Annotated in this window: 25 protein-coding genes; 17 read left to right on the top strand and 8 right to left on the bottom strand. The window is 50.7% G+C overall.

The features are described 5' to 3' along the window. Positions 1 to 6 precede the first annotated feature (6 nt). From larE to LG211_RS07315, 3 genes are read right to left on the bottom strand one after another with little or no spacing between them, the layout of a single operon-like run. Positions 7 to 822, bottom strand: a complete 816-nt coding sequence (gene larE / locus LG211_RS07325) for an ATP-dependent sacrificial sulfur transferase LarE (protein WP_336246039.1) — start codon at positions 820 to 822, stop codon at positions 7 to 9. 8 nt (positions 823 to 830) lie between these two features. Then, positions 831 to 1,373 (bottom strand): HDIG domain-containing metalloprotein, encoded by a 543-nt coding sequence (locus LG211_RS07320; RefSeq protein ID WP_148398307.1) that lies wholly within the window; start codon positions 1,371 to 1,373, stop codon positions 831 to 833. Positions 1,374 to 1,385: 12 nt separating this feature from the next. Continuing rightward, positions 1,386 to 2,312, bottom strand: a complete 927-nt coding sequence (locus LG211_RS07315) for a DMT family transporter (RefSeq protein ID WP_269477255.1) — start codon at positions 2,310 to 2,312, stop codon at positions 1,386 to 1,388. A 301-nt stretch (positions 2,313 to 2,613) separates the two neighbouring features. Between LG211_RS07315 and cobT the strand changes: the two genes are divergently transcribed. The 6 genes from cobT to cysK are packed head-to-tail and all read left to right on the top strand — an operon-like array spanning position 2,614 to position 7,008. Next, positions 2,614 to 3,729 carry a nicotinate-nucleotide--dimethylbenzimidazole phosphoribosyltransferase gene (cobT, locus tag LG211_RS07310; RefSeq protein WP_465250785.1) on the top strand — a complete coding sequence of 372 codons (1,116 nt, stop codon included), beginning with the start codon at positions 2,614 to 2,616 and terminating at the stop codon, positions 3,727 to 3,729. After that, positions 3,729 to 4,262, top strand: coding sequence for a bifunctional adenosylcobinamide kinase/adenosylcobinamide-phosphate guanylyltransferase (locus LG211_RS07305; protein WP_148398313.1), 534 nt, complete (start codon positions 3,729 to 3,731; stop codon positions 4,260 to 4,262). Before cobT ends, LG211_RS07305 begins: the two co-directional genes overlap by 1 nt. Before the next feature lie 7 nt (positions 4,263 to 4,269). Then, positions 4,270 to 5,070: an adenosylcobinamide-GDP ribazoletransferase gene (locus LG211_RS07300; RefSeq protein ID WP_269477254.1), complete on the top strand. Its 801-nt coding sequence runs from the start codon at positions 4,270 to 4,272 to the stop codon at positions 5,068 to 5,070. 1 nt (position 5,071) lies between these two features. Beyond that, the gene (locus LG211_RS07295; RefSeq protein WP_148398317.1) at positions 5,072 to 5,446 is read left to right on the top strand and encodes a hypothetical protein; all 375 of its coding nucleotides are present in this window, start codon (positions 5,072 to 5,074) and stop codon (positions 5,444 to 5,446) included. Positions 5,447 to 5,457: 11 nt separating this feature from the next. Next, the gene (locus LG211_RS07290) at positions 5,458 to 6,078 is read left to right on the top strand and encodes a histidine phosphatase family protein (RefSeq protein ID WP_269477253.1); all 621 of its coding nucleotides are present in this window, start codon (positions 5,458 to 5,460) and stop codon (positions 6,076 to 6,078) included. A 9-nt stretch (positions 6,079 to 6,087) separates the two neighbouring features. Continuing rightward, positions 6,088 to 7,008 carry a cysteine synthase A gene (cysK, locus tag LG211_RS07285; protein ID WP_269477252.1) on the top strand — a complete coding sequence of 307 codons (921 nt, stop codon included), beginning with the start codon at positions 6,088 to 6,090 and terminating at the stop codon, positions 7,006 to 7,008. 289 nt (positions 7,009 to 7,297) lie between these two features. Here cysK and LG211_RS07280 read toward each other — a convergent pair whose 3' ends face one another. The 5 genes from LG211_RS07280 to LG211_RS07260 all read right to left on the bottom strand — a co-directional run bounded on the left by LG211_RS07280 (position 7,298) and on the right by LG211_RS07260 (position 11,996). Continuing rightward, entirely contained in the window at positions 7,298 to 7,444 is a 147-nt protein-coding gene (locus tag LG211_RS07280) for a hypothetical protein (protein ID WP_269477251.1), read from the bottom strand. Positions 7,445 to 7,586: 142 nt separating this feature from the next. After that, positions 7,587 to 9,281 carry an AAA family ATPase gene (locus LG211_RS07275; RefSeq protein WP_269477250.1) on the bottom strand — a complete coding sequence of 565 codons (1,695 nt, stop codon included), beginning with the start codon at positions 9,279 to 9,281 and terminating at the stop codon, positions 7,587 to 7,589. A 21-nt stretch (positions 9,282 to 9,302) separates the two neighbouring features. Beyond that, positions 9,303 to 10,430, bottom strand: a complete 1,128-nt coding sequence (locus LG211_RS07270; protein ID WP_269477249.1) for a glycoside hydrolase family 3 N-terminal domain-containing protein — start codon at positions 10,428 to 10,430, stop codon at positions 9,303 to 9,305. 26 nt (positions 10,431 to 10,456) lie between these two features. Then, positions 10,457 to 11,014, bottom strand: coding sequence for a biotin transporter BioY (locus LG211_RS07265; protein ID WP_269477248.1), 558 nt, complete (start codon positions 11,012 to 11,014; stop codon positions 10,457 to 10,459). A 10-nt stretch (positions 11,015 to 11,024) separates the two neighbouring features. Further along, positions 11,025 to 11,996 carry a biotin--[acetyl-CoA-carboxylase] ligase gene (locus LG211_RS07260; RefSeq protein WP_148398328.1) on the bottom strand — a complete coding sequence of 324 codons (972 nt, stop codon included), beginning with the start codon at positions 11,994 to 11,996 and terminating at the stop codon, positions 11,025 to 11,027. Between the two features lie 858 nt (positions 11,997 to 12,854). Between LG211_RS07260 and hutH the strand changes: the two genes are divergently transcribed. The 11 genes from hutH (at position 12,855) to abc-f (ending at position 25,031) form a co-directional block, all read left to right on the top strand. Continuing rightward, positions 12,855 to 14,390, top strand: a complete 1,536-nt coding sequence (gene hutH, locus LG211_RS07255; protein ID WP_269477247.1) for a histidine ammonia-lyase — start codon at positions 12,855 to 12,857, stop codon at positions 14,388 to 14,390. A gap of 14 nt (positions 14,391 to 14,404) precedes the next feature. Next, positions 14,405 to 16,426 carry a urocanate hydratase gene (locus LG211_RS07250; RefSeq protein WP_148398332.1) on the top strand — a complete coding sequence of 674 codons (2,022 nt, stop codon included), beginning with the start codon at positions 14,405 to 14,407 and terminating at the stop codon, positions 16,424 to 16,426. Positions 16,427 to 16,648: 222 nt separating this feature from the next. Next, a complete protein-coding gene (gene hutI / locus LG211_RS07245; protein ID WP_148398334.1) occupies positions 16,649 to 17,878 on the top strand; it encodes an imidazolonepropionase in 1,230 nt (409 codons plus the stop codon). Further along, positions 17,875 to 18,504 (top strand): cyclodeaminase/cyclohydrolase family protein, encoded by a 630-nt coding sequence (locus LG211_RS07240; RefSeq protein ID WP_253020602.1) that lies wholly within the window; start codon positions 17,875 to 17,877, stop codon positions 18,502 to 18,504. Before hutI ends, LG211_RS07240 begins: the two co-directional genes overlap by 4 nt. A 16-nt stretch (positions 18,505 to 18,520) precedes the next feature. Then, on the top strand, positions 18,521 to 19,417 hold the full coding sequence (ftcD, locus tag LG211_RS07235; protein WP_269477246.1) for a glutamate formimidoyltransferase: 897 nt from the start codon (positions 18,521 to 18,523) through the stop codon (positions 19,415 to 19,417). 78 nt (positions 19,418 to 19,495) lie between these two features. After that, on the top strand, positions 19,496 to 20,698 hold the full coding sequence (locus tag LG211_RS07230) for a 2-oxoacid:acceptor oxidoreductase subunit alpha (RefSeq protein ID WP_148398340.1): 1,203 nt from the start codon (positions 19,496 to 19,498) through the stop codon (positions 20,696 to 20,698). Next, positions 20,691 to 21,503 carry a thiamine pyrophosphate-dependent enzyme gene (locus tag LG211_RS07225; RefSeq protein WP_148398342.1) on the top strand — a complete coding sequence of 271 codons (813 nt, stop codon included), beginning with the start codon at positions 20,691 to 20,693 and terminating at the stop codon, positions 21,501 to 21,503. Before LG211_RS07230 ends, LG211_RS07225 begins: the two co-directional genes overlap by 8 nt. Positions 21,504 to 21,507: 4 nt before the next feature. Continuing rightward, entirely contained in the window at positions 21,508 to 21,723 is a 216-nt protein-coding gene (locus tag LG211_RS07220) for a 4Fe-4S dicluster domain-containing protein (protein WP_148398344.1), read from the top strand. Next, positions 21,720 to 22,286, top strand: a complete 567-nt coding sequence (locus LG211_RS07215; RefSeq protein ID WP_148398346.1) for a 2-oxoacid:acceptor oxidoreductase family protein — start codon at positions 21,720 to 21,722, stop codon at positions 22,284 to 22,286. The genes LG211_RS07220 and LG211_RS07215 overlap by 4 nt, the downstream gene beginning before the upstream one ends. Beyond that, positions 22,283 to 23,260: a P1 family peptidase gene (locus tag LG211_RS07210; RefSeq protein ID WP_465250784.1), complete on the top strand. Its 978-nt coding sequence runs from the start codon at positions 22,283 to 22,285 to the stop codon at positions 23,258 to 23,260. The genes LG211_RS07215 and LG211_RS07210 overlap by 4 nt, the downstream gene beginning before the upstream one ends. A gap of 295 nt (positions 23,261 to 23,555) precedes the next feature. Next, positions 23,556 to 25,031, top strand: coding sequence for a ribosomal protection-like ABC-F family protein (gene abc-f / locus LG211_RS07205; protein ID WP_269477244.1), 1,476 nt, complete (start codon positions 23,556 to 23,558; stop codon positions 25,029 to 25,031). Positions 25,032 to 25,096 lie beyond the last annotated feature (65 nt).

Here is a 25,096-nt window from a genome sequence, read left to right as displayed (position 1 = left end):
TAACCTCTATTCCTGTATTTCTTCGTTGAGACTTCCCATGCGATAGCCGATCAAGTCCAGTGTAACATAGAAAAAACCGGCTTCCTTGACCAGAGCGCTCACCCGGTCCATAAACTGCAAATCAAAGAATTTCTTGCGGTCCTCAGGAGCCACTTCGATTCTTGCCAGGTTTCCATGGCAGCGCACCCGCACCTGGCGAAATCCCAGATCACGCAGCACTGATTCGGCCCTGTATACAGCTGCCAGCTTCTCCGGCGTGAGCGTTTCCCCATAGGGAATTCTGGAAGCCAGGCAGGCAAAGGCCGGCTTGTCCCAGATATCGCCTCCCAGCTCCTTTAGAGCTCGCCGAATTTCCGCCTTGGTCAGTCCCGCCTCCTTTAAAGGACTGGCGATGCTCAACTCGGCCAGAGCTTTGTGGCCGGGCCGGTAGTCCTTCATATCGTCCAAATTAGTACCGTCCACAATGACTGCATGGGGAAACTGGGCGGCCACCTGCTGTTTCACTTGGCTGAAAATAGCTTTTTTACAGATATAGCACCGGTCCGGGGGATTATGGGAGAACTGGGAAAGGATTTCCGCACCCAGATCGACGATCAAATGGCGAATGCCCTCCTTTTGACAAAGCTCACGGGCATAAGCGATCTCATCGGGCGCGAAGTTGGGGGCTGAGGCAGTGACGGCAATCAGCTGATCGCCCAAAACTTTCTTTGAAAATAAAAGCAAAAATGTGCTGTCAACGCCGCCGGACAGGGCCAGGGCCATCTGCCCATAGTCCTTTATAATCCGCTCCAGTGAGAGCAGCTTTTCTTCATACTTCATCATGGCAGCCCCTACTGCTCGCAAGTGCGCATGGCTAAAATAGTTTCCTGGAACAGCTCGTCCAGCTCCCATCCCAGCATTTCCGCGCCCTGGCGAATCACATCCCGGGAGCAGCCTGCAGCAAACTTCTTATCTTTAAACTTTTTCTTGACGGATTTGACCTCCATGTCCTGGACGCTTTTGGATGGACGCATCAGGGCGCAGGCGCCGATCAGCCCTGTCAATTCATCGGTGGCAAAGAGAACCTTTTCCATCTGGTGGGTCGGCTCGATATCGGAGCAGATGCCGTAGCCGTGGGAGCATACCGAACGGATAAAATCTTCATCCAGGCCGCCTTCTTTTAACAGCTCCGGCGCTTTCTGACAGTGCTCGTCCGGGTACATTTCAAAGTCGATATCGTGGAGCAGTCCCACCAGCCCCCAATACTCGGGATCATGCCCCAGCTTTTCCGCAAAATAGCGCATGGTACCCTCCACCGTCAGGGCATGCTTGATGTGGAATTCTTCCTTGTTGTATGTTGTCAGTAATGCAAACGCTTCTTCTCTTGTGATCATAATAACACCTCTCTATTCATGATTTTTCGCTGACAGCCGTTCCGTCTTGGAAGGCAGCTGAGCAATAATAATGGCAGCAAACATAACAATACATCCGATCAGTTCCCTGGGCGAAATCTGTTCATGGAGAATCAGTACGCCGGAGATGGCCGCAAGCACCGATTCCAAACTTAAAAGAAGGGACGCGATGGTCGGATCCGTATCCTTTTGTGCGATAATTTGCAGCGTATAAGCCACCCCGCAGGAAATGGCGCCGGTATATAAAATGGGAAACCAGCAATCCAGAATGTCGGACCAAACGGGGGTTTCGAAGATGGCCATCGGCACCAGCGAAATGATCCCGCAGACAAAGAACTGGATGCACGACATTTTCACGCCATCGGTTTTGGGCGAAAAATGATCGATGACCAGAATATGTATGGAAAAGCCAAAGGCACACAGCAGTACCAGAAAATCGCCTTTATTGATGGACAGACCGTCCTTCATGCACAGCAAATACAGTCCAGCCAGTGAAAGAAGGACGCAGAGCCAAACGATGGGGCGAATTTTCTTGCCGATAAAAAAACTGAGTATGGGTACGATGACAATATAAAGCGCTGTGATAAATCCAGCTTTTCCGGCAGTGGTGTACACGACTCCGAACTGCTGGAGGGAACTGGCGACGAAGAGAATGACTCCGCAGGAAATTCCGCCCAGGATGAGCGTCTTATTTTCCGACTTCTTTTCTTCCTCTGTGGATTCTTCCTTGTCATCTGCTGGGTTCATTTTTCCTAAGAAAAAAATAACCGGGATTAAGACAATGCCGCCGATCAGGGAGCGGATTCCATTAAAAGTGAATGGTTCGATATAGTCCATTCCAGCCCGCTGAGCCACAAAAGACGTACCCCAGATCAGAGCCGTTAAAAGCAGCAAAAGATTGCCGCGCAATTTTTTGTTCATAAAAACCTTCCTTATCGTCAATTTGTTTTTTCATAATACAGGAAATATCGATTGCGTAGCATTTCCTGTATTTCAAAAAAGTTTACCTTGTGAAAGTGAGCGCGAAGCGCGAATAATGTTTCCAAAGAAAACTTTTTTACATGCAAGATTATTCTATCGGGTTTGCCGGTAACTTTCAAGTGTTTTCAAGGTTGAAAACCTGTACGAAAGGCGCTGGCTGTGATAAAATTGTAAACAGTGAGCCGTCCGTATGGTTTTGCGGCGATTTTGCTCATGGTGCGGATGAGGAAGGAGTTTGGAAGTGACCAATCAAGAATTACAAGATGTGATCAAGACGATCGCGCCTTTGAACCAGGAGGCCATGGAAAAGGCGCGCAGCCGTCAGCAAAGCCTGGCGAAACCGCCTGGAAGCCTGGGGCTTTTAGAGGATATTTCCATTCAGATGGCCGGGGTCACGGGAAAGGTGAACAACCACATCGAAAAAACCTGCGTAGTTGTCATGTGTGCCGATAACGGAGTTGTGGAAGAAAATGTATCCTCAGCGCCTCAGAGCGTTACCTTGGCCCAGACAATCAACTTTACCAGGAGGCTGACCGGCGTTGGGGCCCTTAGCGAAAGCTTTGGCAGCGAACTTTTGATTGTGGATGTGGGGATAAACGGATCGATTCCCCAGAATCTATATACGGAAACACCTTTTTCCGACACCCACAAGATCGTCAATCGAAGGATTGCAAAGGGAACGCGGAATTTGGCCAGGGAAAACGCCATGACCGAAGAACAGACATTGCGGGCCGTGGAAATCGGGCTGGAGATGGCGGCAGCGGTAAAAGAGAAAGGCTACGATATCTTTGGCATTGGGGAAATGGGGATCGGAAATACCACCACCAGCGCTGCGGTTTTATCCGCGCTTACCGGAGAATCGGCAGCAAAGACAGTTGGTAAGGGCGGAGGCATCGTGGATAGCAGCTTTGCCCGTAAGAAAGAGATCGTAGATGAGGCCCTGAGCCGCTGTCGGGGATTATCGCCTCTTTCGGTGCTGTCCCGAGTGGGCGGTTTTGACCTGGCGGCCATGACCGGTGCATTTCTCGGAGCGGCGGTCAGCCGGCTTCCAGTGGTGATCGACGGTTACATATCGGCGGTAGCGGCTCTGACAGCATCCAGAATCGCCCCCGCCTGCGTTTCCTATATGTTCCCGTCTCACAGCTCTTATGAAAGGGGTTACCGTTTAGCCATGGAAGGTCTGGGGCTGATGCCCTATCTGGATCTGAAGATGCGCCTGGGCGAAGGCAGCGGGTGCCCGCTGGCTTTCAAGATCATTGAGGGGGCGTGTGGGGTTATGAACCGGATGGCAACCTTTGAAGAGGCTGAAATCAACGATGATTATTTGGAAGAAATCCGCAGAGGGGATTGTTTCTGATGAATTTGTTTATCAGCGGTGGCTGCAAAAACGGCAAATCGTTTTTCGCTCAGCAGCAGGCCAGGCAGCAGGCGGATGAGCTGGGGGTGCCACTTTATTATTTAGCGACGATGATCCCCGCGGATGGGGAGGATCGGGAGCGGATCAAGCGCCATCTCAAGGAACGGGAAGGCTGGGGCTTTGCCACCATCGAGCAGGGGAAAAATATCCTACAGGCTCTGGGGCAGGCTGATCCTGACGGCGTTTTTCTGCTGGACAGCGTGACCGCCCTTTTGTCCAATGAAATGTTCGACGAGCAGGGCGGGGCAGATGAAGATGCTCCCCGGCGGGTGAGCAGGGAGCTGGTCCAATTTGCGCAGCGGACAGGAAATACGATCTTTGTGTCCGACTATATTTATGGGGATGCTGCCCGCTATGAGCATCTGACGGAAAGCTATCGCAGCGGCCTGGCTTTGTGCGACCGGAGTTTGGCCCGGATCTGCGACCAAGTAGTGGAAGTTTCATACGGAAGCTTTCATTATTTTAAGAGGTAGGATGAGAATGAAAGCAATAACTGGTTTTTTTATGGCTTGGGGGAATTTCTGCGCCATCCCCTGCCCCTGCAAAAAGTGGGATGAAAAGGCAAGGCCCCATATGCTGGTCATGTTCCCGGTGGTCGGGCTTATCATGGGCATCCTGTGGTATGGATTGTTTTTGCTGGTTGATGCGGCGGGTATTCCCAGGCCGCTGGCGGCCGCCCTATTGACGGCATATCCCTTTGTCGTCAGCGGTTTCATCCATCTGGATGGATTTATGGATTGCAACGACGCCATCCTCTCCAGGAGAGCTCTGGAAGAACGGCGCCGAATTCTTAAGGATTCCCATGTGGGAGCATTTGCGGTTATCACGGCAATTTTACTGTTTCTGCTGTTTTATGCATCCATGAGTTCGGCGCTGGAACGGGAAAACCCTCATATTATGTGGAGCCTGATCCTAATTCCTGTTCTCGCAAGAACCATGTCCGCAAGAGCGGTCATCGTCCACCAGCCTTTGTCCACTAGCCAGTATCAAAAGATCTTTGCTTCTTCCAAAGGACGGAGGTTTAAATGGGCAGTCAGCCTGATTTGGCTCCTGGCGGCGCTGCTTTTAATCGGCGGCGGGCTGCTGGAAGCGGAGCTGAATCCAGAGGGAGGCCCGGGGCTCTTTTACACCTTCGCCGCCTTGACGGCTGCGGAATTTTGCGCATCCATTTTAAGCGGCGCCTATGCAAGGCGGCAGTTAGGAGGAATGAACGGCGATATTGCCGGGTTTGCACTGGTTTGGAGCGAACTTGCGGCAGTGATTTCGCTGGCAGTGATTTGATATGAATTTTGTATTTGGCGGAGCATATCAGGGGAAACTTGATTATGCGAAAGAAAACTTTTCTGTAAAAGAAATTTATATATGCGATGAAAAACGGGCTGAGCTGGACTTTTCCAAGGATACTATATACGGTCTGGAGGATTTTGTGCTGGCCTGCCTTCGGGCGGGCGTGGAAGCGGCGGATTACCTGCGGGAGCACATCGACCAGCTGCGTGCAAAGACGGTGATCTGCACTGATCTTTCTCAAGGCGTGGTGCCGATTGACCGGGAGCTTCGGGCGCTGCGGGAAATGACGGGAAGGACCATGATTTACCTGGCAAAAGAAGCGGACAGCGTTACCCGTGTTTTCTGCGGGCTGGGACAAACATTAAAATGAAGAGGGGAATTATGAAATCACAGATACATTTAATCAGGCATGGGATCACCGAGGGGAATCAAAGGCGGCTCTATTACGGCGCGTCGGATATTCCCCTGGCGGATGAAGGTGTTGCGGAGCTGAAAAAGCTGGTGAAAGAGGAAATTTATCCTCAGGCGGACGAAGGGGATTTTTATACGACCGGGCTCAAGCGAACTGAGCAGACGCTGGCGCTCATTTATGGGGATCGGGAGCACGAGGTGATCCCGGAGCTGAAGGAAATGGGCTTTGGCGATTTTGAGATGAAAAGCTATGAGGACTTGAAGGAAGTGCCCGAATATGTGGAGTGGATCAGCGACAAAAGCGGCAGCGCGGCCAGTCCCGGCGGAGAGAGCATCGCCGGGTTTTCCATGAGAATCAAGGAAGGTCTGCGGATTCTCCATGGAAAACATCAGCTGAAGGAGCTGTCGGTCAGACACAGCGGAGGGGATGCCGTTTCGGTCATGGTCTGCCACGGAGGAACCATTGCTACGATTATGGATGTGTGTTTTCCCGGGCAAAGGGAGCATTTTTTCAAGTGGATCCCCGATCCTGGACATGGGTACACCCTGACCCTGGAAAAGAGTGAGATTGTTAGGTATGAAGCGTTTTAGGAGGATGTTATGGAAATTAAAAATAATATTGCTGATCTGATCGGAAAAACGCCTCTGTTGAGGCTGAACCGCTATGAGAAGAAAACGGGTGCGGGCTCGGCTCTCATTGCCAAGCTGGAGTATTTTAATCCCGGCGGAAGCGCGAAGGACCGGGTGGGTTACAATATGATCCTGGAAGCTGAGCAGGAAGGGCGGCTGAAGCCGGGCGGGACGATCATTGAGCCCACCAGCGGGAACACCGGAGTGGGGATCGCGATGGTGGCTGCGGCCAGGGGCTATCGGGCCATTATGACCATGCCGGAAAGCATGAGCATGGAACGGCGCAATCTGCTCAAGGCTTATGGGGCGGAACTGGTTCTGACGGATGCGGCCCTGGGGATGCAGGGGGCTGTGGAAAAAGCTGAGGAGCTGAAAAAAGAGATTCCCGGCAGCATGATCGCCGGTCAATTCGTCAATCCAGCCAACTGGGAAATCCATTATAAAACCACGGGACCGGAGATTTGGAAAGGCACCGATGGCAAGACAGACATCTTTGTATCTGCCGTGGGCACAGGCGGAACCATTACCGGCACAGGAAAATTTCTCAAGGAAAAGAATCCCCAGATCAAAGTGGTTGCCGTGGAACCGGCCTCTTCGCCGCTGTTATCGGAGGGGAAGGCGGGTCCTCATAAAATCCAAGGCATCGGCGCCAATTTTGTGCCCCAAGTGCTGGATACTTCCATCTACGACGAGATTATCACAGTGACTGATGAGGATGCTTTTGAGACGATGAAAGAGCTGGCTCTGACAGAAGGCCTCTTTGTGGGAATTTCTTCAGGAGCCGCATTAAAGGCAGGCTTGGTGTTGGCACAGAGGACTGAAAACGCAGGGAAAAACATCGTTATCCTTCTTCCTGACACAGGGGAACGATATTTGAGTTTGTTTGTATAGGGGGATGGTTTTTTGGATTGGGAATGTGCGGGTTAAAAAGTTTAGGGGATGAGAATGTGGGAAAAAAACAAAAAAATAATGTGAAATTTACGCAGTTTTCAACGGTCAGGCGCTTTCAAATTCGCCTGGAGGCTCCTTGGGCCGCCAAGTTGCCGGGATCAGGCCCCGCAACCCCACAACTTTGCGAAAAAAATGCAAAATTTCGCAGAAGTTTTCCGGGATCCGGCGCCTCGCTGACTTGAGGTGCTTTTTCTAGAACCCAGCTGCAAGCATAGGCCGCCCCGGCAGCCTATGCCCGTATTTCGTTCAACAATAATTCCAGCATTTCATCTGCTTCATCCTCTGTATAAGGATCTTCCAGCCTGGTTCCGCACTGGGGGCAGACGAGATCTTCTGTTTCAAATTCTGTGTAGCACGCAGGACAATATTTGATCATTTACAATCACTCCTCCTAATATATAAGTGTAGGATTCAAGCACCCAACAGCCAGTTGGAACTTTCCCATCTCATTGTTAAAGCTTTTCTGAAAAGAACCGGATTTAAAATCCAGGTCTCGCGTGTAGTTATTTAGATGGTATTTACTCTTTTACCACCAAACACTCTTTTCGATAGAAACATATACCATACTTCTTGATCTCTTGATATCCTTCGGCTCTTAATGCTGCCGCATAATCCCGGTCCGCAATTTGTTTGAGCGCGGCATGACACAGTTCGTCCATCTTATGATATTCATCTGTCACTTTTAGTTCAAAAATTACGGCTGTTCCATCCCTGACCGTAGGTGTCTTCATGATCAAGTCTGGCCGCCCAGTGCCACTTTCCCGGTTGGAATAAACTCGATATTCTTTTGAAGTCTTGAGCAGCCCGGCCAGAAACCCATGGTAATAATTTTCTGTATAGTCGTAGAAACTAATCGTCTCCAGTAATAATCCGGAAAGGATACGGCCAAAGGTTTTGCAGTCGCCTGACTCGATTGCAGTAAAAAAAGTGGATAAATCAGTCTGTTGAACTTTTTCATCAAACCAAGCCAGAATCGTATCTTCGTAAATGGATATGATTTCTTCGTTTGGGATTGCCAATGTAAGATATATTTTTCTTCCATCCTTACGCTCATCTATTTTTTTCAAGTAGCCGGTAAAATACAAGAAATTCCAGAGATTATCCTTTGACTTATGTATTTCCCCATAAGTAATGTCTTCGTGTACTGGTTTTTCAATCGTATTGCCTGAAATTAGAGACTCAATCTCTGCTTTTGTCTCCAGGTCCGCATCATCAACTAGTTCCCGAATGATACTATTTGATGATGTGTTGGACCAATATGCCTTTGGAAAGGATTCATGGTCTATGGTGGCAGCCTGCACATAGTTGATAATGCTCCAGGGATTATAGATTTCTTGTTGACCAAATCGAAAGCCATCATACCAGCTTTGCACTTCCGGATATTTATCCTCTAGTTCATAATAGGTAAGCATCCGTTTTACCTCATTCTCCGTGAATCCAAAAGCGTCTGTATAGCCAGGGCTTAAGATGGAGTGTATTGCCAAATTATTTAAGCCAGTAAAAATGCTTTCCCTGCTTATGCGCAGGCATCCGGTAATCACTGCGAATTCCAGGTGAGGGTTCGTCTTCAGAGCAGACTCAAATAGGGAGCGAATAAATGTAATCATCTCTTCATAGAAACCTGAAGCCCATGCGTTTTCTAACGGAACGTCATATTCATCGATCAGGATGATTACATTCTCGCTATGGTACTTTGAGAGACAAGCGGATAAAAATTTAAGGGAATCAATATAAAGCGCCGGATCTTCTCCCAAGCCCATGATTCCTTGATATTGATCCTTTTCTTTTTCCGTTAGCTTTTGGCAGCTCAGTACATAACGATGCCGATCATATTCCGCCGCAATTTCTCTTTTTAACATGGTGTATGCTAAACTATAATTTGGTTGCTTTGCAGATTTAAGGGATAGGTTTATGACTGGGTATTGCTGTTGATGGGACAAATAGGTTTGCCCGCAGGAGCTGATTTTAAGACCTTCAAATAGGTTCCTATTATCTATTTTCTCTCCATCCTCGTCCATTTCAAATTCAAAAAAACGGCGAAGCATACTAAGGTTCAATGTTTTTCCAAATCGTCTGGGTCGTGTGAACAGGTTCACCTTATCAGTACGGTCCAACAGTTCCTTAATCATGTGACTTTTATCTACATAATAGTATCCTTTTTCAATCAACTCCCGAAAATCTTCGTAGCCTATTACAATTTGCTTTTTTTCCACTGTGCGACCCTCCTGTCCACATTATATGTCATCCAGTAAGCCCAGGTCCTCTTTCCATTGCAGGACCCGGAGAACCGACTGATCGATTTGCTCCATTGAAATTTTGTCGCTTTTCACTGCCTGGCAGACGGCAGGGATTTGCTCCTTATAGTCAGCCGTACAAAGAAGATCGTTGCCGGCGTTCACCGCAGCCACGGCAATATTATCTCCGCCGCAATATCCCTGTACGCCTTCCATGCTCAGATCATCGGTCAGGATCACCTTATCAAAAGCCAATTCCTTTCTCAGGATGTTATGCACGTTTTGGGACAGGGATGCCGGTTTGTCCGCGTCCATACATGAGACAATGTTATGGCTCATGAGTACGCAGGGGGCTCCGGCGGCGATTCCCGCCTCAAAAGGCAAAAAATCCCCGGAGACAAAGGCTTCATAGGAACGATGGTCCACAGCAATTCCTGTATGGGTATCCGCGTTTCCGCCATACCCTGGAAAATGTTTCAGAGCAGAGCCTATTTTTTTAGCATTCATCTCCTCGACCACCGCCGACACATAATCGGCAGTCTTACCTTTGTCCTGGCCCAATGTGCGGGGATAGATGAAGTCCTCCTTATCCTCGGTCATATCGCATACCGGAGCCAGGTTCACGTTAATCCCCAGAGAAAGCAGCAGGTCTGATTTTTCCCTGGCATCTGCGCGGAGCCCTTCCAATCCGCCTCTTTTATATACATCTCCCGGCGCATCAAAGGGGGCTGGCCTATAAGCCGGAAACTTGCTCACCCTCACCACCGTTCCGCCTTCTTCATCCACGGCCATCAGCATGGGGATCGCAGACGCTTTCTGATAAGAAGCGATCGCCTCCTTGGCTGAATCCCAGTCACGGCTTTTGAAAAAGTCCGCGAAAAAAAGGTAGCCGCCCGGATGGTAAGCGGCAATGTCATCCTTGCTGGCCGTACTGCTTGAAACGCAGACAAGGAACATCTGACCCACCTTTTCTTCCAGCGTCATTGATTTTAAAATTTTTGCGGCGCTGCTTTGCTGTTCCGCGGGAACAGAATCATCAGAAGCAGCCCCCAGCATTCCGGGAACCAAAAAAAGCCCCGCTCCTGCCAAGATAACAAAAGCAGCAACTGCTATTATTCGTTTTCTCACCAAATACCCACCTCTCTTAGATGAGTTTATTTTAACACAAATGACCTGGCAAGAACAGGCCTGAGCTTTTTTATCAAAAGACAAGCTGCGACAATTTTCAGCCCGTCACCGGGGAGGAAAGGGATGACGCAGGCGGCAAGGGAGACAAAAAGTCCTGAACCGCTGGACACCATAAACCAAATGGTTCCCAGCAAATAACAGGATGCCAGGCCGACGAGCATGGCGCCTGCCAGGGTCAGGAAAGAATCCTTTTTTTTCGCCAGGTGGATGACAGCTCCCGCCAAAAAAGCTGCGGCTGCATAGCCGATGATGTATCCGCCTGTGGGACCGGCGAGAATCCCCACGCCTCCTGTAAAATTATGAAAAACAGGGATGCCGGCAGCGCCGAGAACGATATAGACCAGCTGACTGATGGTGCCATATTTGTATCCCAGCAGTCCGCCTGCCAGAAAAACGGCCAGTGTGGCCAAATTGACAGGCACTGGTGTGAACGGCAGGGGAATCGAAATAAAGGAACAAACCGCGGTTAAAGCGGCAAAGAGCGCGCAGAGCATCAAGTTGGCTGTTTTCGAGTATTTTTCCATGTATGATTCCTCACATTCGAATGGAGATTTCCCCGGTAGACAGGGTTTCCCGCTCTCCGGAGGAATAGAGAACTTCCAGCCCTCCATTTTGGTCGATATTAAGAACCCGCGCCTGCTTTCCGGACGTTTTCGGGGAATACCCCCCTTTATAGACGGTAACGGTCTTTCCGATGACCATGGAATGGCTCTTGTAGTCATCGATAAAGGAGCGATCCTCCATATGATCCATAAGGGGCAGGAGCTGGTTGAGCACTTCTGCTGCCAGCTGGTTTTTCGAAAAGGCCCCTTCTAAAGCACCTGCAATTTCCAGCAAATCCTCAGGAAACTCCTTGGTGCTGCAGTTGATGCCGATGCCGACAATCAAATATTCGATCTGTCCTGTTTCAAAGCCAGTGATCGCCTCGGTCAGAATGCCGCATATTTTTTTTCCGTTGACATAAATATCGTTAACCCATTTGATTTGGGGAGCAAGGCCGCAGACTTTTTCAATGGCTCTCACGACGGCAACGGAAGCGGCTGTGGTGATGAGGACCGATTTGCTCATATCAAAGAGCGGCTTTAAGAGGACGCTCATATAGATGCCAGTGTTTGCAGGTGAAATAAAGGTGCGGCCCAGCCGCCCTTTGCCGCTGCTCTGATGAAAAGCAAGAACCGCGGTACCGTGGGCCGCGCCGTCGACAGCCAGTTTTTTCGCCACATTGTTGGTAGAATCCACAGTCTTAAATACATGCAGCGGCAGATCCCTATAAGGAGGCGCCAGATGGGCGGCGATGCCCTGGGCGGAAAGCATGTCGCTGCTGGCGGACAGGCTGTACCCTCTGTTAGTTACTGCTTCGATATCATAACCTTCTTCCCGAAGCGCTTTTATGGCTTTGTGCACCGCTGCCCGGGAGACTCCGATTTCTTCTGCCAGAGCTTCTCCGGAAAGGCAGTTTCCTTTGTTTTCTTCCAGTGCTTTTAGAACGTATTCTTTCACGGTCATGGGCGATTTCCTCCAGTTCTGCCCCGGATTGATTTGGGGCGGCCGCGTTGGCGGAGCGTAAGTGCTTTTGATTTATGGTTTACCGTAATGGAAACGGGATATTTTTAATGAAATTAGTATAAATTTTGTGGGCTTTCGGGCCTGAAATCTCAAGAAAAATAAATTTTCAAGGATTTTGACACAATTTAGCCCTTGGAAACGTTGTAATTCTACACGAAATTATTAAAAAATAAAAAAATGGTGTAATCCCAGACATGGGGCGACTGCGTGCGCCAAATTAGCTTTAATGCAACAGCCTCTTTGCGCTCGCTGCTAAAGTTACTGTGCCATACAAATCGTCAGGCCGCTTCCCCGTCCCAGCCTGCATCTTACAGTTTAAAGGAAGCCGATGAGGATGTCAACTGTGGACCTTGTTGGATTCAACCAAGCCTGAGGATCACTGAAAGTCAAGGCTACAGCTTGTACAAGGGATGCCCAAGGTCTGCGTAGAAGCTGCTCCGCGGCCAAAGACAATTCCTGAATTGTCTGACTTTAATAATTATTCACTGTAAAGGGATAATGTTTTAACGCAATAATATAAGAAAACAACAAGTTTGCTATAGACCTGCCGGTAATTTGCGCAAATTAAAAACATACAAATACAAAGGATTCTTAAAAAAACAGTAGAAAAAAATCGGCTTTTTTATTATACTATACTTACCAATGACTGAAAAAGCAGTCGCAGCGAAAAGGCTGAGGCCTTTGGATAATGAGGCTGGAAAAGGAAAAAATGATCGAAAATGTTGTACAAATTGGTTATGAATATTTATTTATAATAATTTGTAAAAATTAAAACGGACATTAGATTGGAGAAAAACTATGGCAATCGTAATTGATGGACAAAATTTGACGGTTGATGAAGTGATCCGCGTAGCGCGAAAAGGAGAACCGGTAGAGCTTTCCCTGGAGGCCAGGGCAGCGGTAAAAAAGGCCCGGGACTACGTGGACAAAAAATTGGAAGAGGGGGCGGTGATCTACGGCCTGACCACTGGTTTCGGAAAGTTTTCCGATACCTTGATTTCAAAAGAAGAGACCGCCGATTTGCAGAGAAATCTCATTATCAGCCATACTTGCGCAATGGGAGATATGCTGCCCAAAGAAGCAGTGCGGGCCGTAATGCTGCTGCGCTGCAACGCCCTTGCAAGGGGTAACTCGGGGATTCGGCCTCAGACCTTGGATACGCTTCTTTCCATGCTCAATCAAGGCGTTCACCCGCAGATTCCGGAAAAAGGTTCGCTGGGCGCCAGCGGAGACCTTGCGCCATTGTCCCACATGGTGCTGACTTTGATCGGCGAGGGCCAGGCGGAATACCAGGGACAGATTCTGCCCGGCAGAGAAGCGATGAAACTGGCGGGCATACAGCCGGTAGAGCTGGCAGCCAAGGAAGGCCTGGCTTTGATCAATGGCACCCAGGTGATGACCGCCATTGGCATCAACGTGCTTTGGGATGCGCAGAACCTCGCCAGAACAGCCGATATCGCCGCCGCCATGACTGCGGAAGCCCTGAGGGGAATTAAAAAAGCATATGATCCCAAAGTGCATCAGGTCAGGGGGCACCAGGGCCAGCAGGACTCGGCGGCCAACTTGCTAACGCTTCTTGAAGGCAGCCGCAACGCAAAGGACGTGAACCCCAATAAGGTTCAGGATCCTTACTCGCTTCGATGCGTGCCTCAAATCCACGGAGCATCCCGCGACGCCATCGAGTATGTATACGAAGCAGTGACCAGAGAGATCAACGCGGTCACCGACAATCCGCTGATTTTCCCCGATGAGGACGAGGTTATATCAGGAGGAAACTTCCACGGACAGCCCATGGCCCTCGCCTTTGATTTTCTGAAAATGGCCATATCGGAATTTGCCAGCGTTTCCGAACGGCGCAGCGAACGCTTGATCAATCCCCAGCTGTCCGAAGGGCTGGCACCCTTCTTGACCAAGCATGGCGGCGTATGCTCCGGGTTCATGATCGCTCAGTATGCAGCAGCGTCCATGGTTTCCGAAAATAAAATATACGCCCATCCCGCATGCGTGGATTCGATCCCTTCCTCAGGCAATCAGGAGGACCACGTGAGTATGGGCACCACTGCCGCAAGGACGGCGGCCATGATACTGGACAATGCACAGAAGGTGCTTGGGATCGAACTCTTCGCCGCTTCCCAGGGCATCTGGCTGAGGGGCGAGCGGGGGATTGCCGGCCTGGCCCCGGCCACAAGAAGCGTTTACGATCACATACGAAAAACAGTCGATCCTGTGGACCGGGATGTGATCATGCACGATGAGCTGGTCAAATTCGATGAAATGATCAAGAAGAATGAAATCGCAGAAGCGGCGGAACGGATAACCGGGCCGTTGAGATAAGATAGGAGGAAATTATGTTGGATAATAAAACCATTGCAGGTGCAATGACGATCAAACTGGACAATACCTTGCCCGAATATCCCGAATTTGAAGAGGGAAGGCGAAGAGCGCCGGACAGAGGTTTTCGCCTGACCGAGCAGCAGGCCAGGCTGGCGCTGAAAAACGCCCTTCGTTACGTGCCCGAAGAGCTCCATGAAACCCTGGCGCCGGAATTCATGGAGGAGCTGGTGACCTACGGCAGAATTTACGCCTATCGCTACCGGCCTCAGGGACGAATTTACGGAAAGCCCATCCATGAATACAAAGGAAACTGTTTGGAAGGAAAAGCCTTTCAGGTGATGATTGACAATAACCTGGACTTTGAAATCGCATTGTATCCCTATGAGCTGGTTACTTACGGTGAAACCGGACAGCCATGTCAGAATTGGCTCCAATACCGATTGATTAAAAAGTATCTGGAGGAACTGACGGAAAACCAGACTCTGGTGGTGGAATCGGGACATCCGCTGGGACTGTTCCCTTCAAAGCCCACGGCGCCCCGGGTCATACTCACCAACTCCCTGATGGTGGGTATGTTTGATAATCTGGACGACTGGGAGATTGCCGAAGAGATGGGCGTGGCTAATTATGGGCAAATGACAGCCGGAGGCTGGATGTACATTGGCCCCCAGGGCATCGTTCACGGCACCTTCAACACCATCCTCAACGCAGGGCGAAAATATCTGGGGGTCCCGGAACAAGGCGATTTGACCGGTCATCTATTCGTATCATCTGGTCTGGGCGGCATGAGCGGCGCTCAGCCTAAAGCAGCCAACATTGCCAGGGCCGTGGGCATCTTCGCCGAAGTGGATCGTTCCAGGATTCAGACCCGCTATGACCAGGGCTGGGTGGATGTGATTCTGGATGATCTTTCCCAAGTTTTCCAGCTGGCCGCAGAAAAGCTGGCAGCCAAAGAAAGCATCTCCATCGCCTATCACGGCAATATTGTCGATCTGCTGGAAGCCGCTGTTGAAAAAAACTTCAAAATAGATCTTCTCTCCGACCAGACTTCCTGTCATAATGTTTATAACGGCGGATACTGTCCCGCAGGGCTGACTTTTGAAGAGAGAACCCAATTGCTCCATGAGGACAGACAGGCTTTCTGCGGAAAAGTAGATGCATCGCTCCACAGACATTTCCGCGCAATCAAGGCTCTGACCCAAAAGGGAACGTATTTCTTTGACTACGGAAACTCCTTCATGAAAGCCATCTATGATTCCGGCGTAAAGGAAATCTCCAAGAACGGACACGATGAAAAGGATGGGTTTATCTGGCCGTCCTATGTGGAAGATATCATGGGCCCCATGCTCTTCGACTACGGATACGGACCGTTCCGGTGGGTGTGCCTGTCGGGAAAACCGGAGGACTTGGATGCCACCGACCAAGCGGCCATGGACTGCATCGACCCCAATAGACGGTTCCAGGATCGGGACAACTGGGTTTGGATCCGCGATGCCAAAGCCAATAAGCTGGTGGTTGGAACCCAGGCCAGGATCCTCTATCAGGACGCGGAAGGAAGGACCAGGATTGCCCTTCGTTTCAATCAGTTGGTGCGGGAAGGAAAAATTGGACCGGTCATGCTGGGCAGAGACCATCACGATGTAAGCGGCACAGACTCCCCGTTCCGGGAAACGGCCAACATTAAAGACGGGAGCAACGTCATGGCGGATATGGCAGTCCAGTGCTTTGCCGGAAATGCGGCCAGGGGAATGAGCCTGTGCGCGCTCCATAACGGCGGCGGCGTAGGAATCGGCAAGGCCATTAACGGCGGATTCGGCCTGGTTCTGGACGGCAGCGAGCGCGTGGATGAAATCATCCGTTCGGCGATGATGTGGGATGTCATGGGCGGCGTTGCCAGGAGAAACTGGGCCAGAAACCAGCACGCTCTGGAAACATCCGTCGCATACAACGAAAATTATGGCGGCAGCGGCCATATCACCATCCCCTATATCGCTGATGATCAGCTGGTGAACGGAGTTGTGAAGAAATATGTATAGTATTTTTATCAATTCGACAATTTTAGAAATCGCTCTCGGCAGCGCCGTAGCAATTGGTCGGCGTGCTATACTATTTTTACCATGAAGTACGGCGCTGCCACCACTTTTTGGTTTACCGTAATGAAGATGGGAAATTTTTGGTGGAATTCGTGTAAATTTTATGGGCTGGCGGGCCACATCAAACACACCGATCCAGGCAAAAGAGACAATTAGGAGACATTTATGAGCAAACTATTGATAAAAAATATCGGGCGGCTGCAAACCCCTCTGGGGAGCTGCAGCCATTACGGAGCAAAGCAGGGTGAGAACCAAAAGCTGGATCAGGCGGCAGTCTTGATTGAAGACGACCGGATCAAGGAGATTACATCAAATGGGACCCTGCCCCAGGAAGAGGCGGATGTGGTCATCGATGCCCAGGGCAATCTGGTGACCCCCGGCCTGGTGGAAGGCCACACCCATCTGGTGTTCGGCGGATACCGCCAGGCAGAGATACCACTCAAGCTGAAGGGGGCTGGGTATCTGGATATCCTCCGCGCCGGAGGCGGAATACTCGATACGGTTCAGAAAACCAGAGAAGCTTCCAAAGACGAACTGTATCAAAAGAGCAGAGGATTTTTGGATGAGATGCTGAGCCTGGGCGTGACCACTTGCGAAGCCAAGAGCGGCTACGGCCTGGATCTGGATACGGAAGTCAAGATGCTCCAGGTGATCCGGGAGCTGAATGACTCCCATCCGGTGGACTTAGTTGCCACCTTCATGGGAGCCCATGCGGTGCCTCCGGAATATGAAGGACGGGGCGATGCTTATATCGACCTTTTGTGCAGGGAAATGATTCCTTATGTAAAGGAACACGGCCTGGCCGAATTCTGCGATGTGTTCTGCGAGGATTCGGTCTTTGACGTAAAGCAGAGCCGCAGGTATCTAAGGTGCGCCCGGGAGAACGGACTGGGCCTGAAAATCCATGCCGATGAAATCGAAGAGATCGGCGGATCCCAGCTGGCCGGACAGATGGAAGCCATTTCTGCCGAGCATTTGATCGCCATCGGGGAAAAAGGAATGGAAGCCATGGCCGCGGCAAAGACGACAGCCATGCTCCTGCCCGCGACCTCTTTTTACCTGGGAAAAAGCTATGCGCCGGCCAGAGAGCTGATCCAAAGAGAAATTCCAGTAGCCATCGCCTCCGACTTTAACCCGGGTTCCTGTCCGTCCCTCAACCTTCAGCTGGCAATGAATCTGGGATACTTGAGATACAAGATGACACCGGAGGAGATTCTGACAGCAGTGACCATCAATCCGGCCTGCGCCATCGGGAGGGGCAGTCAGGTGGGAACCCTGGAAGCGGGCAAACAGGCCGACCTGGTTATTTGGGATGCGCCTGACATGGAAATGCTCTGCTACCGCTTCGGTTCCAACATGGCCCTGCAAGTAATTAAAAAAGGAGAATTGGTATGATGAAATTAATCGACTTAAAAGTCAGCGAATATCTGGATGTACTCAAATCGGACGCACCGGCGCCGGGAGGCGGATCGGTCAGCGCCCTTGCCGGAGCCCAGGCAGTGGGCCTGTTCATGATGGTCGCCGATTTGACCATCGGCAAAGAAAAATACGCTAAGTACCAGGATGTCTGCCAGACGGCCAAACGCAGAGGCAGTGAGCTGTATCGAGAGCTGACCGCTGCCATTGACAAGGATACGGATGCTTTTAACCTGGTTTCCAACGCCTTCAAAATGCCCAAAACTACGCCGGAAGAAAAAGCGGCCAGAAGCAAGGCCATTGCCGATGCAACCCTGGCGGCCACCGAAGTGCCTTACAATGTCATGCAATATGCGTATGAGGGTATGATGCTGGCAAAAACCATGGTGGGCAGATCCAACCCCAACGCGGCCAGCGACCTGGGTGTTTCCATCCTAAACCTGATGGCGGCGATCAAGGGAGCCTGGCTCAACGTGAAAATCAATCTGCCGGGGGTCAAGGACGAGGATAAGGCGGCAGCCTTCGAAAAGGGCGGACAAACGATCTACGACGATGCCCAGACCATGGCAAGAGAGCTGTATGATGAAATTTTAAACCAGTTATAAAAAGGAGAGGAAAACAATGGCAAAGATTATCGAAAGCGTACCAAACATCAGCGAAGGAAGAGACCAGGCAGTCATCGAAGCGTGTGTGGACCAGATCCGCAGCACACCGGGATGCACCCTGCTGGATTATTCATCCGATCCCAGCCATAACCGCAGCGTCATAACCTATATGGGAAGCCCCCAGGCGTGTGAAGAGGCCAGCGTCAAACTGGCGAAAAAAGCAGTGGAACTGATCGATCTGACCAAACACACCGGTGAACACCCACGCATGGGATGCGTTGACGTGATGCCCTTCATCCCCATAAAAGAAGCGACGATGGAGGACTGCGTGGCCCTTTCTCAGAAAGTGGGAAAACGGATTGCTGAAGAGGCGGATCTTCCAGTATTTTTATATGAGCGGTCAGCTGCCGCGCCCCACAGGGAGAATCTGGCCAAGGTCCGCAAAGGACAGTTCGAGGGCATGGCCGAGAAGGTCAAGGACCCGGATTGGATCCCGGATTTCGGCGGCCAGAGGATTCATCCCACCGGCGGAGCCGTTTGCGTAGGAGCAAGGCCGCCGCTCATCGCCTACAACATCAATCTGGGAACCGATAATCTGGAAATTGCCAGCAGAATCGCCAAGATCATCCGCAAATCCGGCGGTGGTCTGGATTGTGTAAAGGCCATGGGCGTAATGCTGGAGGACAGAAACATCGCCCAGGTATCCATCAACATGACCGATTTCACAGTGACCCCCCTGTATCGGGTCAATGAACTGGTCAAAGCGGAAGCGGCCCGCTATGGCGTCGCTGTTATTGGAACGGAGCTGATCGGACTCACTCCAATGCAGGCTCTTTTCGACGCGGCCGAATATTATTTACAGATTGAGGACTTTAAACCGGACGTACAGGTTATTGAAAACCATTTGCTGTGATATAGTAGTAAAAGAACCTGCTCTGCCATGACGGAGCGGAGCCGTCCCTGATATCTGAAAGGCGAAATGAGGTTTGTTATGGAACTAAACGCCAGCGATCCAAAAAAAGTTGTACTGCAGGGAAATGAAGCCTGCGCAAAGGGAGCTCTCTATGCGGGATGCCGGTTTTTTGCCGGCTACCCCATCACCCCTTCCACAGAAATTATAGAACTGATGTCCTCAGAAATGCAGAAGGCAGGAGGGGCCTTCATTCAGATGGAGGATGAAATCGGATCCGCATGCGCAATCATTGGCGCCAGATGGGGCGGCAAAAAAGCCATGACCGCGACTTCCGGTCCGGGATATACCTTGATGCAGGAGGCCATCGGCTATGCGGCTGTGACCGAGACGCCCATTGTGATCGTCAACGTACAGCGGGGAGGACCCTCCACCGGACAGCCCACCTTATCCTCCCAGGAGGATGTTTATCAGGCCAGATACGGCAGCCATGGGGACTATGGCATCATCGCCCTTTCCCCTTCTTCTGTGCAGGAAATGTACGATTTTACTGTGCGGGCTTTTGAACTGGCGGAACAGTTCCGCACTCCCGTTATCCTACTGTCCGATGAAGTGGTCGGGCACATGAGAGAAAAGATTACCATTCACGACGGCTCAAAGAATATTAAGACCGGAAAAGGAACCTACGTGGTTTCGCCCCACGCCGATTTTTTCCAAGGGCAGAACTCTCTGGTTGAAGGCCAGCTCCACGATGAATGGGGACGCAGGATCGGCCACGTGGCTGAGAAGAGCGGACAATTCATCCGCAATATTAATAAAAAAATACAGGACAACGCTGATCGAATCGCCGATATCCGAACTTACTGTATGGAGGACGCCGATATCGCCATCGTCGCCTATGGATCGGTAGCGCGGCCGGCGGCCGATGCGGTTAAATTGGCCAGGGGAATTAAGGATGAGCGCATCCTGCCTAAGCTGCGGGTATTTAGAGATTTGGTCAAACGGGGTGTGCCGGCCACCATGCGTACTGATTACAGTCATCTTAAGGTGGGGCTGGTCAAAGTCAACACTTTGTGGCCGTTCCCGGAAGAAGAGCTGAAGCGGGCGGCCCGAAACACGGAACTGGTCATCGTGCCGGAAATGAATGTGGGTAAGTATTGCCAGGAAGTGGAACGGGCTTTAAAAGATAAGCATGTCATATCCATGCCCAAGAGCGGCGGCGACATTCATACGCCCCATGAAATTTTAGATGAAATTTTAAAGGAGGCGGGGGTCCATGAATAAGTTGTATAAAAAGTATATTAAAACCGAATTGCTGCCCACCCTTTTTTGCCCCGGCTGCGGCAATGGCATCATCCAGTATGCAGCCATCGATGCCATTGACAAGCTGGGAATCAAGGAGGAAGTGGCCTGTGTCAGCGGAATCGGCTGCTCATCCTGGATTCCCTGCTATTATAAGCTGGATGTCATGCATACCATGCACGGCAGGGCCCTGGCCTTTGCCCAGGGGCTCAAACTGGCCCAGCCGGACAAAAAAATTCTCGTGTTCACCGGCGACGGGGACTGCCTGGCCATCGGCGGCAATCATTTACTCCATGCGTCAGCCAGGAATATCGATTTGACCGTGGTTATGGCCAATAACTATATCTATGGCATGACCGGCGGCCAGAAATCCCCCTCCACACCCAAAGGCTCCATCACCAAAACGACGCCTTTCGGCAGCATCGACGAGCCCATCGACGGCTGCAAGCTGGCAATGACCATGGGCGCCAGTTACGTAGCCAGGTGGACCACCGCCCATCCGGTGCAGCTGGCTAAAGCGATCCGCGAGGGAATGGAACACTGCGGATTTTCCTTCATCGAGGTTCTCTGCCAATGTCCGGTGCAGGCCGGAAAGGGCGTTTATGGAGAGAAAGAGCCGGCCAAAATCTTGAAATATTATAGAGAAAAAACCGATTCATATAAAGAAGGAAAGGAAATCGCAGAGGGGAAGATCCCCATCGGCACACTGAAATATGATAAAAACGCTGAGGAGTACATACAGAAGGTGAACAAGAAGCTGATCTCCCAGGGTATAAAGAGAGGATAGAGCCATGGCTATGATCACAGTGGATAAGGCTTGCTGCAAAGGATGCGATATTTGCCTGACAGTATGCCCCAAGAAAATTTTTATCCATTCTAAGAAGCGGAACAATTACGGCACCAATATGCCGGATATTTTGGGAGCGGAAAACTGCATCCTTTGCCGGATGTGCGAGCGGCTCTGCCCGGATGGAGCGATCAATGTGGAAGAGGAGGCGGATACATGAGACTCAATGTGCGATTTGCAGGAGCGGGAGGTCAGGGAGTCATCCTTTCGTCGGTACTGCTGGCCAAGGCCTACGGACTTGGAGAGGATTACAATATTTCCCAGACCCAAAGCTACGGGCCAGAAGCAAGAGGCGGCGCCTGCAAGGCGGAAGTGGTGATATCGGATGAAAATATTGATTACATGAAAGTTGACCGGGCGGATGTGTTCATCGCTTTTAATCAAATGGGATTCGACCGTTATATTGGCACGGTCAAACCGGATGCTATCGTATTGATCAACAGCACCCTGGTGGATGCAGACAATCCATCCTATTACCGAGTCCGTGCTACGCAAATCGCTGAGGAAATGGGAAAACCGTTTGTCATCAACATGGTTATGCTGGGTGCTCTCACCAAATTACTCCCCAAGCTGCATTATCCAACTGTGGAGGAAGAGATTATGAATAATTTCGCAGCCAGTATCGCGGGGATGAATTTGGTGGCCTACGGGAGGGGCTACCAGGAAATGAAACTGGAACTCCTGCGGAGAGGTGAGCTGGAAGGAGCTATGCGAGGAGAATGAATTTGAAAGAAATATCAATTATAGACATTGAAGATATAAAAATTGGAAGCGCAGAGGACCGGGAAAATGCCACTGGATGCACTGTGATCTTATGTGAGAAGGGAGCGCCGGCAGGAATCGACGTGCGGGGCGGCGGCCCGGCCAGCAGGGAATCCGAGCTGCTTAACCCGGTTGCTGCCGCCGATAAGATCCATGCCATACTGCTCAGCGGAGGCAGCGCCTTTGGATTGGATGCGGCAGGGGGCGTCATGGAATACCTGGAGCAAAAGAATGTGGGCGTGGACACAGGCGTTGCCAAGGTGCCTCTGGTCTGCTGTTCCTGTCTCTTTGATCTGCAGCTGGTAAGCAAACGGGTTCGTCCCGATAAGGCGATGGCATACAGAGCCTGCAGCGGCAGTTATCAGGATGGCAACTACGGCGCGGGTACCGGCGCTACAGTCGGCAAATACAAAGGCACGGAATTTATGATGAAGAGCGGGATCGGCAGCTATGCGGTGCAGCTGGGTGAGTTGAAGATCGGAGCCATTGTGGCAGTCAACGCCCTGGGGGATATCTTTGATTACCGGACTGGACAGCAGATCGCGGGCCTGCTCAACCAGGAGAAAGACGGCTTCCTTTCTACGGAAGAAGAAATGTATAAGCAGTGCGGTCAAGTGAAAGATCTCTTCACCGGCAACACCACCATCGGCGCTGTGATCACCAACGCCAGGTTCAACAAAGGGCAGATGAACAAAATTGCGGCCATGGCACAGAATGGATACGCCAGAGCCATTCGGCCGGTCCACACGGAAGCGGATGGCGATACCATCTACGCTTTGTCAACAGGCGATGTGACGGCGGATATTAACGGGGTGGGAACTCTGGCAGCCCAGGTGACTGCGGAGGCCATTAAAAGGGCCGTCTTTGCGGCAGACCCCGCCTATGGACTTCCGGCGGCAAAGGATCTGTTGAAAGAAAGAGACGCAAATCGTTGACCAAATCGGCGGCGTGTGTTACAATGCCTTTTGGTAACAAAAAAGAATTGAGGTGAAAAGATGCGTAATTTTTCTTGCTAACATTAGAATGCATAATGAGACAGTGCTTGTTTTGTTATGCCTGTAAGCAGGAAAGTTACCATCTGAACGCATTTTCATAATATGCGCGGAACGCCAATGTTAAGGTGTGCCGCCTCTCTGTGTCTGCCCGCCCATTCGGCGGCGCTGCATGGCTGTTATGATCTGCAGGAATTGACTTTCCTGCGGATTTTTTGCATACAGGAGGTGGTGCAGCATGTCACTGATCAATCTTTCAAACTTAACGTTTGCCTACGAAGGCAGCGATGATACGATCTTTCATCAGGTATCCCTGCGCATGGACAGCACATGGAAGCTGGGACTTGTGGGAAGAAATGGGAAGGGAAAAACGACCCTTCTCAAACTGCTGATGGGAGAATACCCGTACAGCGGAACGATTTCGTCGGATGGAAATTTTGCTTACTTTCCGATGGAGATCAAGGAGGACACTTGGATGGCCATGGAACTGATTCCGGAAGGCGTGCCGTTATGGAAAGTTCAGCGGGAGCTTTCCCTCATGGGAACGGAAGAGGAACTGCTTTACCGGCCGATTCAGACCTTGTCCGGAGGCGAAAAAACCCGGGTTATGCTGGCGGTGCTCTTCGCGCGGGAAAATTGTTTTCTCTTAATTGACGAGCCGACGGACCATTTGGATATTCAAGCCCGGAGGCAGGTGGGCGCATATTTGAATAAAAAACAGGGCTTCATTCTCGTCTCCCATGATCGGACCTTACTGGACGCTTGTACGGACCATATTCTTGCCATTAATCGGGCAACGATTGAGATTCAAAAAGGGAATTTTTCGTCCTGGTATGAGAACCGTCAAAAGCGGGATGCCTATGAGCGGGATGAGCATGAGAAGCAGGTGCGTGAGATTAATAAATTGGAAAAGGCTGCCCGCCAAACGGCCGGATGGTCGGACAAAATTGAGAAAACGAAAAAAGGGCACAAAGTATCTGGATTAAAGCCGGATAAAGGCTATATTGGGCATCAGGCCGCTAAGATGATGAAGCGCTCGAAAGCTGCTGAAAGCAGAAAAGACAAAGCGATTCAGAAACAGAAAACCCTACTTATAGATGTGGAAAAAACCTTTTCTCTCAAACTGGAACCGTTGCAATATCATACTCAAAGCCTAATAACGATGAATGACCTAACCATATACTACCAGAACCAGCCGGTGTGCGGTCCAGTAACAGCACAGATCCGTCAGGGAGAGCGAATTCTTCTGACAGGGCCCAACGGCAGCGGAAAAACCAGTATCCTCAAGCTGATCACAGGGGAACCCCTGGATTATACCGGGGAACTGCACATTGGCAGCAGGCTGATGATATCCTATGTTCCTCAGGAAACCGGGTTGCTGACAGGAACTCTGAGGGAATATGCCCGCATGTGGAAAATCGACGAAAGCCGGTTTAAGGCCATTCTCAACAAGATGGATTTTTCCAAAGAACAGTTTGACAAACCCATGGAAGTGTTCAGCCGGGGGCAAAAGAAAAAAGTCATGCTGGCCAGAAGCTTATGCCAGAGCGCTCATCTGTATATCTGGGATGAACCCTTTAATTATATCGATCTCTTTTCTAGAATGCAGATTGAAGAACTGATTCTGGCTGCGCAGCCGACCATGCTGATGGTGGAACACGATCTGGCCTTTATTGAAAAAGCAGCCACAGGAACCATTGAGCTGACACGCTAGTAAGCATACGCGACAGCAAAAAAGATCCGGAAGGCAGCAGCCATGCCGGATCTTTTTGTAGTGCT

The sequence above is a fragment of the Hominibacterium faecale genome, from assembly GCF_020734085.1.
Classification (GTDB): Bacteria; Bacillota; Clostridia; order Peptostreptococcales; family Anaerovoracaceae; genus Hominibacterium; species Hominibacterium faecale.
The sequence above is the reverse complement of the archived record's forward strand: the minus strand, read 5'-3'. Positions and strand labels throughout refer to the sequence as shown.

Coding starts and splice junctions, on each gene's coding strand:
- larE (WP_336246039.1), bottom strand. CDS start 822: ATGATGAAGTATGAAGAAAAGCTGCTCTCACTGGAGCGGATTATAAAG.
- LG211_RS07320 (WP_148398307.1), bottom strand. CDS start 1,373: ATGATCACAAGAGAAGAAGCGTTTGCATTACTGACAACATACAACAAG.
- LG211_RS07315 (WP_269477255.1), bottom strand. CDS start 2,312: ATGAACAAAAAATTGCGCGGCAATCTTTTGCTGCTTTTAACGGCTCTG.
- LG211_RS07305 (WP_148398313.1), top strand. CDS start 3,729: ATGAATTTGTTTATCAGCGGTGGCTGCAAAAACGGCAAATCGTTTTTC.
- LG211_RS07300 (WP_269477254.1), top strand. CDS start 4,270: ATGAAAGCAATAACTGGTTTTTTTATGGCTTGGGGGAATTTCTGCGCC.
- LG211_RS07295 (WP_148398317.1), top strand. CDS start 5,072: ATGAATTTTGTATTTGGCGGAGCATATCAGGGGAAACTTGATTATGCG.
- LG211_RS07290 (WP_269477253.1), top strand. CDS start 5,458: ATGAAATCACAGATACATTTAATCAGGCATGGGATCACCGAGGGGAAT.
- cysK (WP_269477252.1), top strand. CDS start 6,088: ATGGAAATTAAAAATAATATTGCTGATCTGATCGGAAAAACGCCTCTG.
- LG211_RS07280 (WP_269477251.1), bottom strand. CDS start 7,444: ATGATCAAATATTGTCCTGCGTGCTACACAGAATTTGAAACAGAAGAT.
- LG211_RS07265 (WP_269477248.1), bottom strand. CDS start 11,014: ATGGAAAAATACTCGAAAACAGCCAACTTGATGCTCTGCGCGCTCTTT.
- LG211_RS07260 (WP_148398328.1), bottom strand. CDS start 11,996: ATGACCGTGAAAGAATACGTTCTAAAAGCACTGGAAGAAAACAAAGGA.
- hutH (WP_269477247.1), top strand. CDS start 12,855: ATGGCAATCGTAATTGATGGACAAAATTTGACGGTTGATGAAGTGATC.
- LG211_RS07250 (WP_148398332.1), top strand. CDS start 14,405: ATGTTGGATAATAAAACCATTGCAGGTGCAATGACGATCAAACTGGAC.
- hutI (WP_148398334.1), top strand. CDS start 16,649: ATGAGCAAACTATTGATAAAAAATATCGGGCGGCTGCAAACCCCTCTG.
- LG211_RS07240 (WP_253020602.1), top strand. CDS start 17,875: ATGATGAAATTAATCGACTTAAAAGTCAGCGAATATCTGGATGTACTC.
- ftcD (WP_269477246.1), top strand. CDS start 18,521: ATGGCAAAGATTATCGAAAGCGTACCAAACATCAGCGAAGGAAGAGAC.
- LG211_RS07230 (WP_148398340.1), top strand. CDS start 19,496: ATGGAACTAAACGCCAGCGATCCAAAAAAAGTTGTACTGCAGGGAAAT.
- LG211_RS07225 (WP_148398342.1), top strand. CDS start 20,691: ATGAATAAGTTGTATAAAAAGTATATTAAAACCGAATTGCTGCCCACC.
- LG211_RS07220 (WP_148398344.1), top strand. CDS start 21,508: ATGGCTATGATCACAGTGGATAAGGCTTGCTGCAAAGGATGCGATATT.
- LG211_RS07215 (WP_148398346.1), top strand. CDS start 21,720: ATGAGACTCAATGTGCGATTTGCAGGAGCGGGAGGTCAGGGAGTCATC.
- LG211_RS07210 (WP_465250784.1), top strand. CDS start 22,283: ATGAATTTGAAAGAAATATCAATTATAGACATTGAAGATATAAAAATT.
- abc-f (WP_269477244.1), top strand. CDS start 23,556: ATGTCACTGATCAATCTTTCAAACTTAACGTTTGCCTACGAAGGCAGC.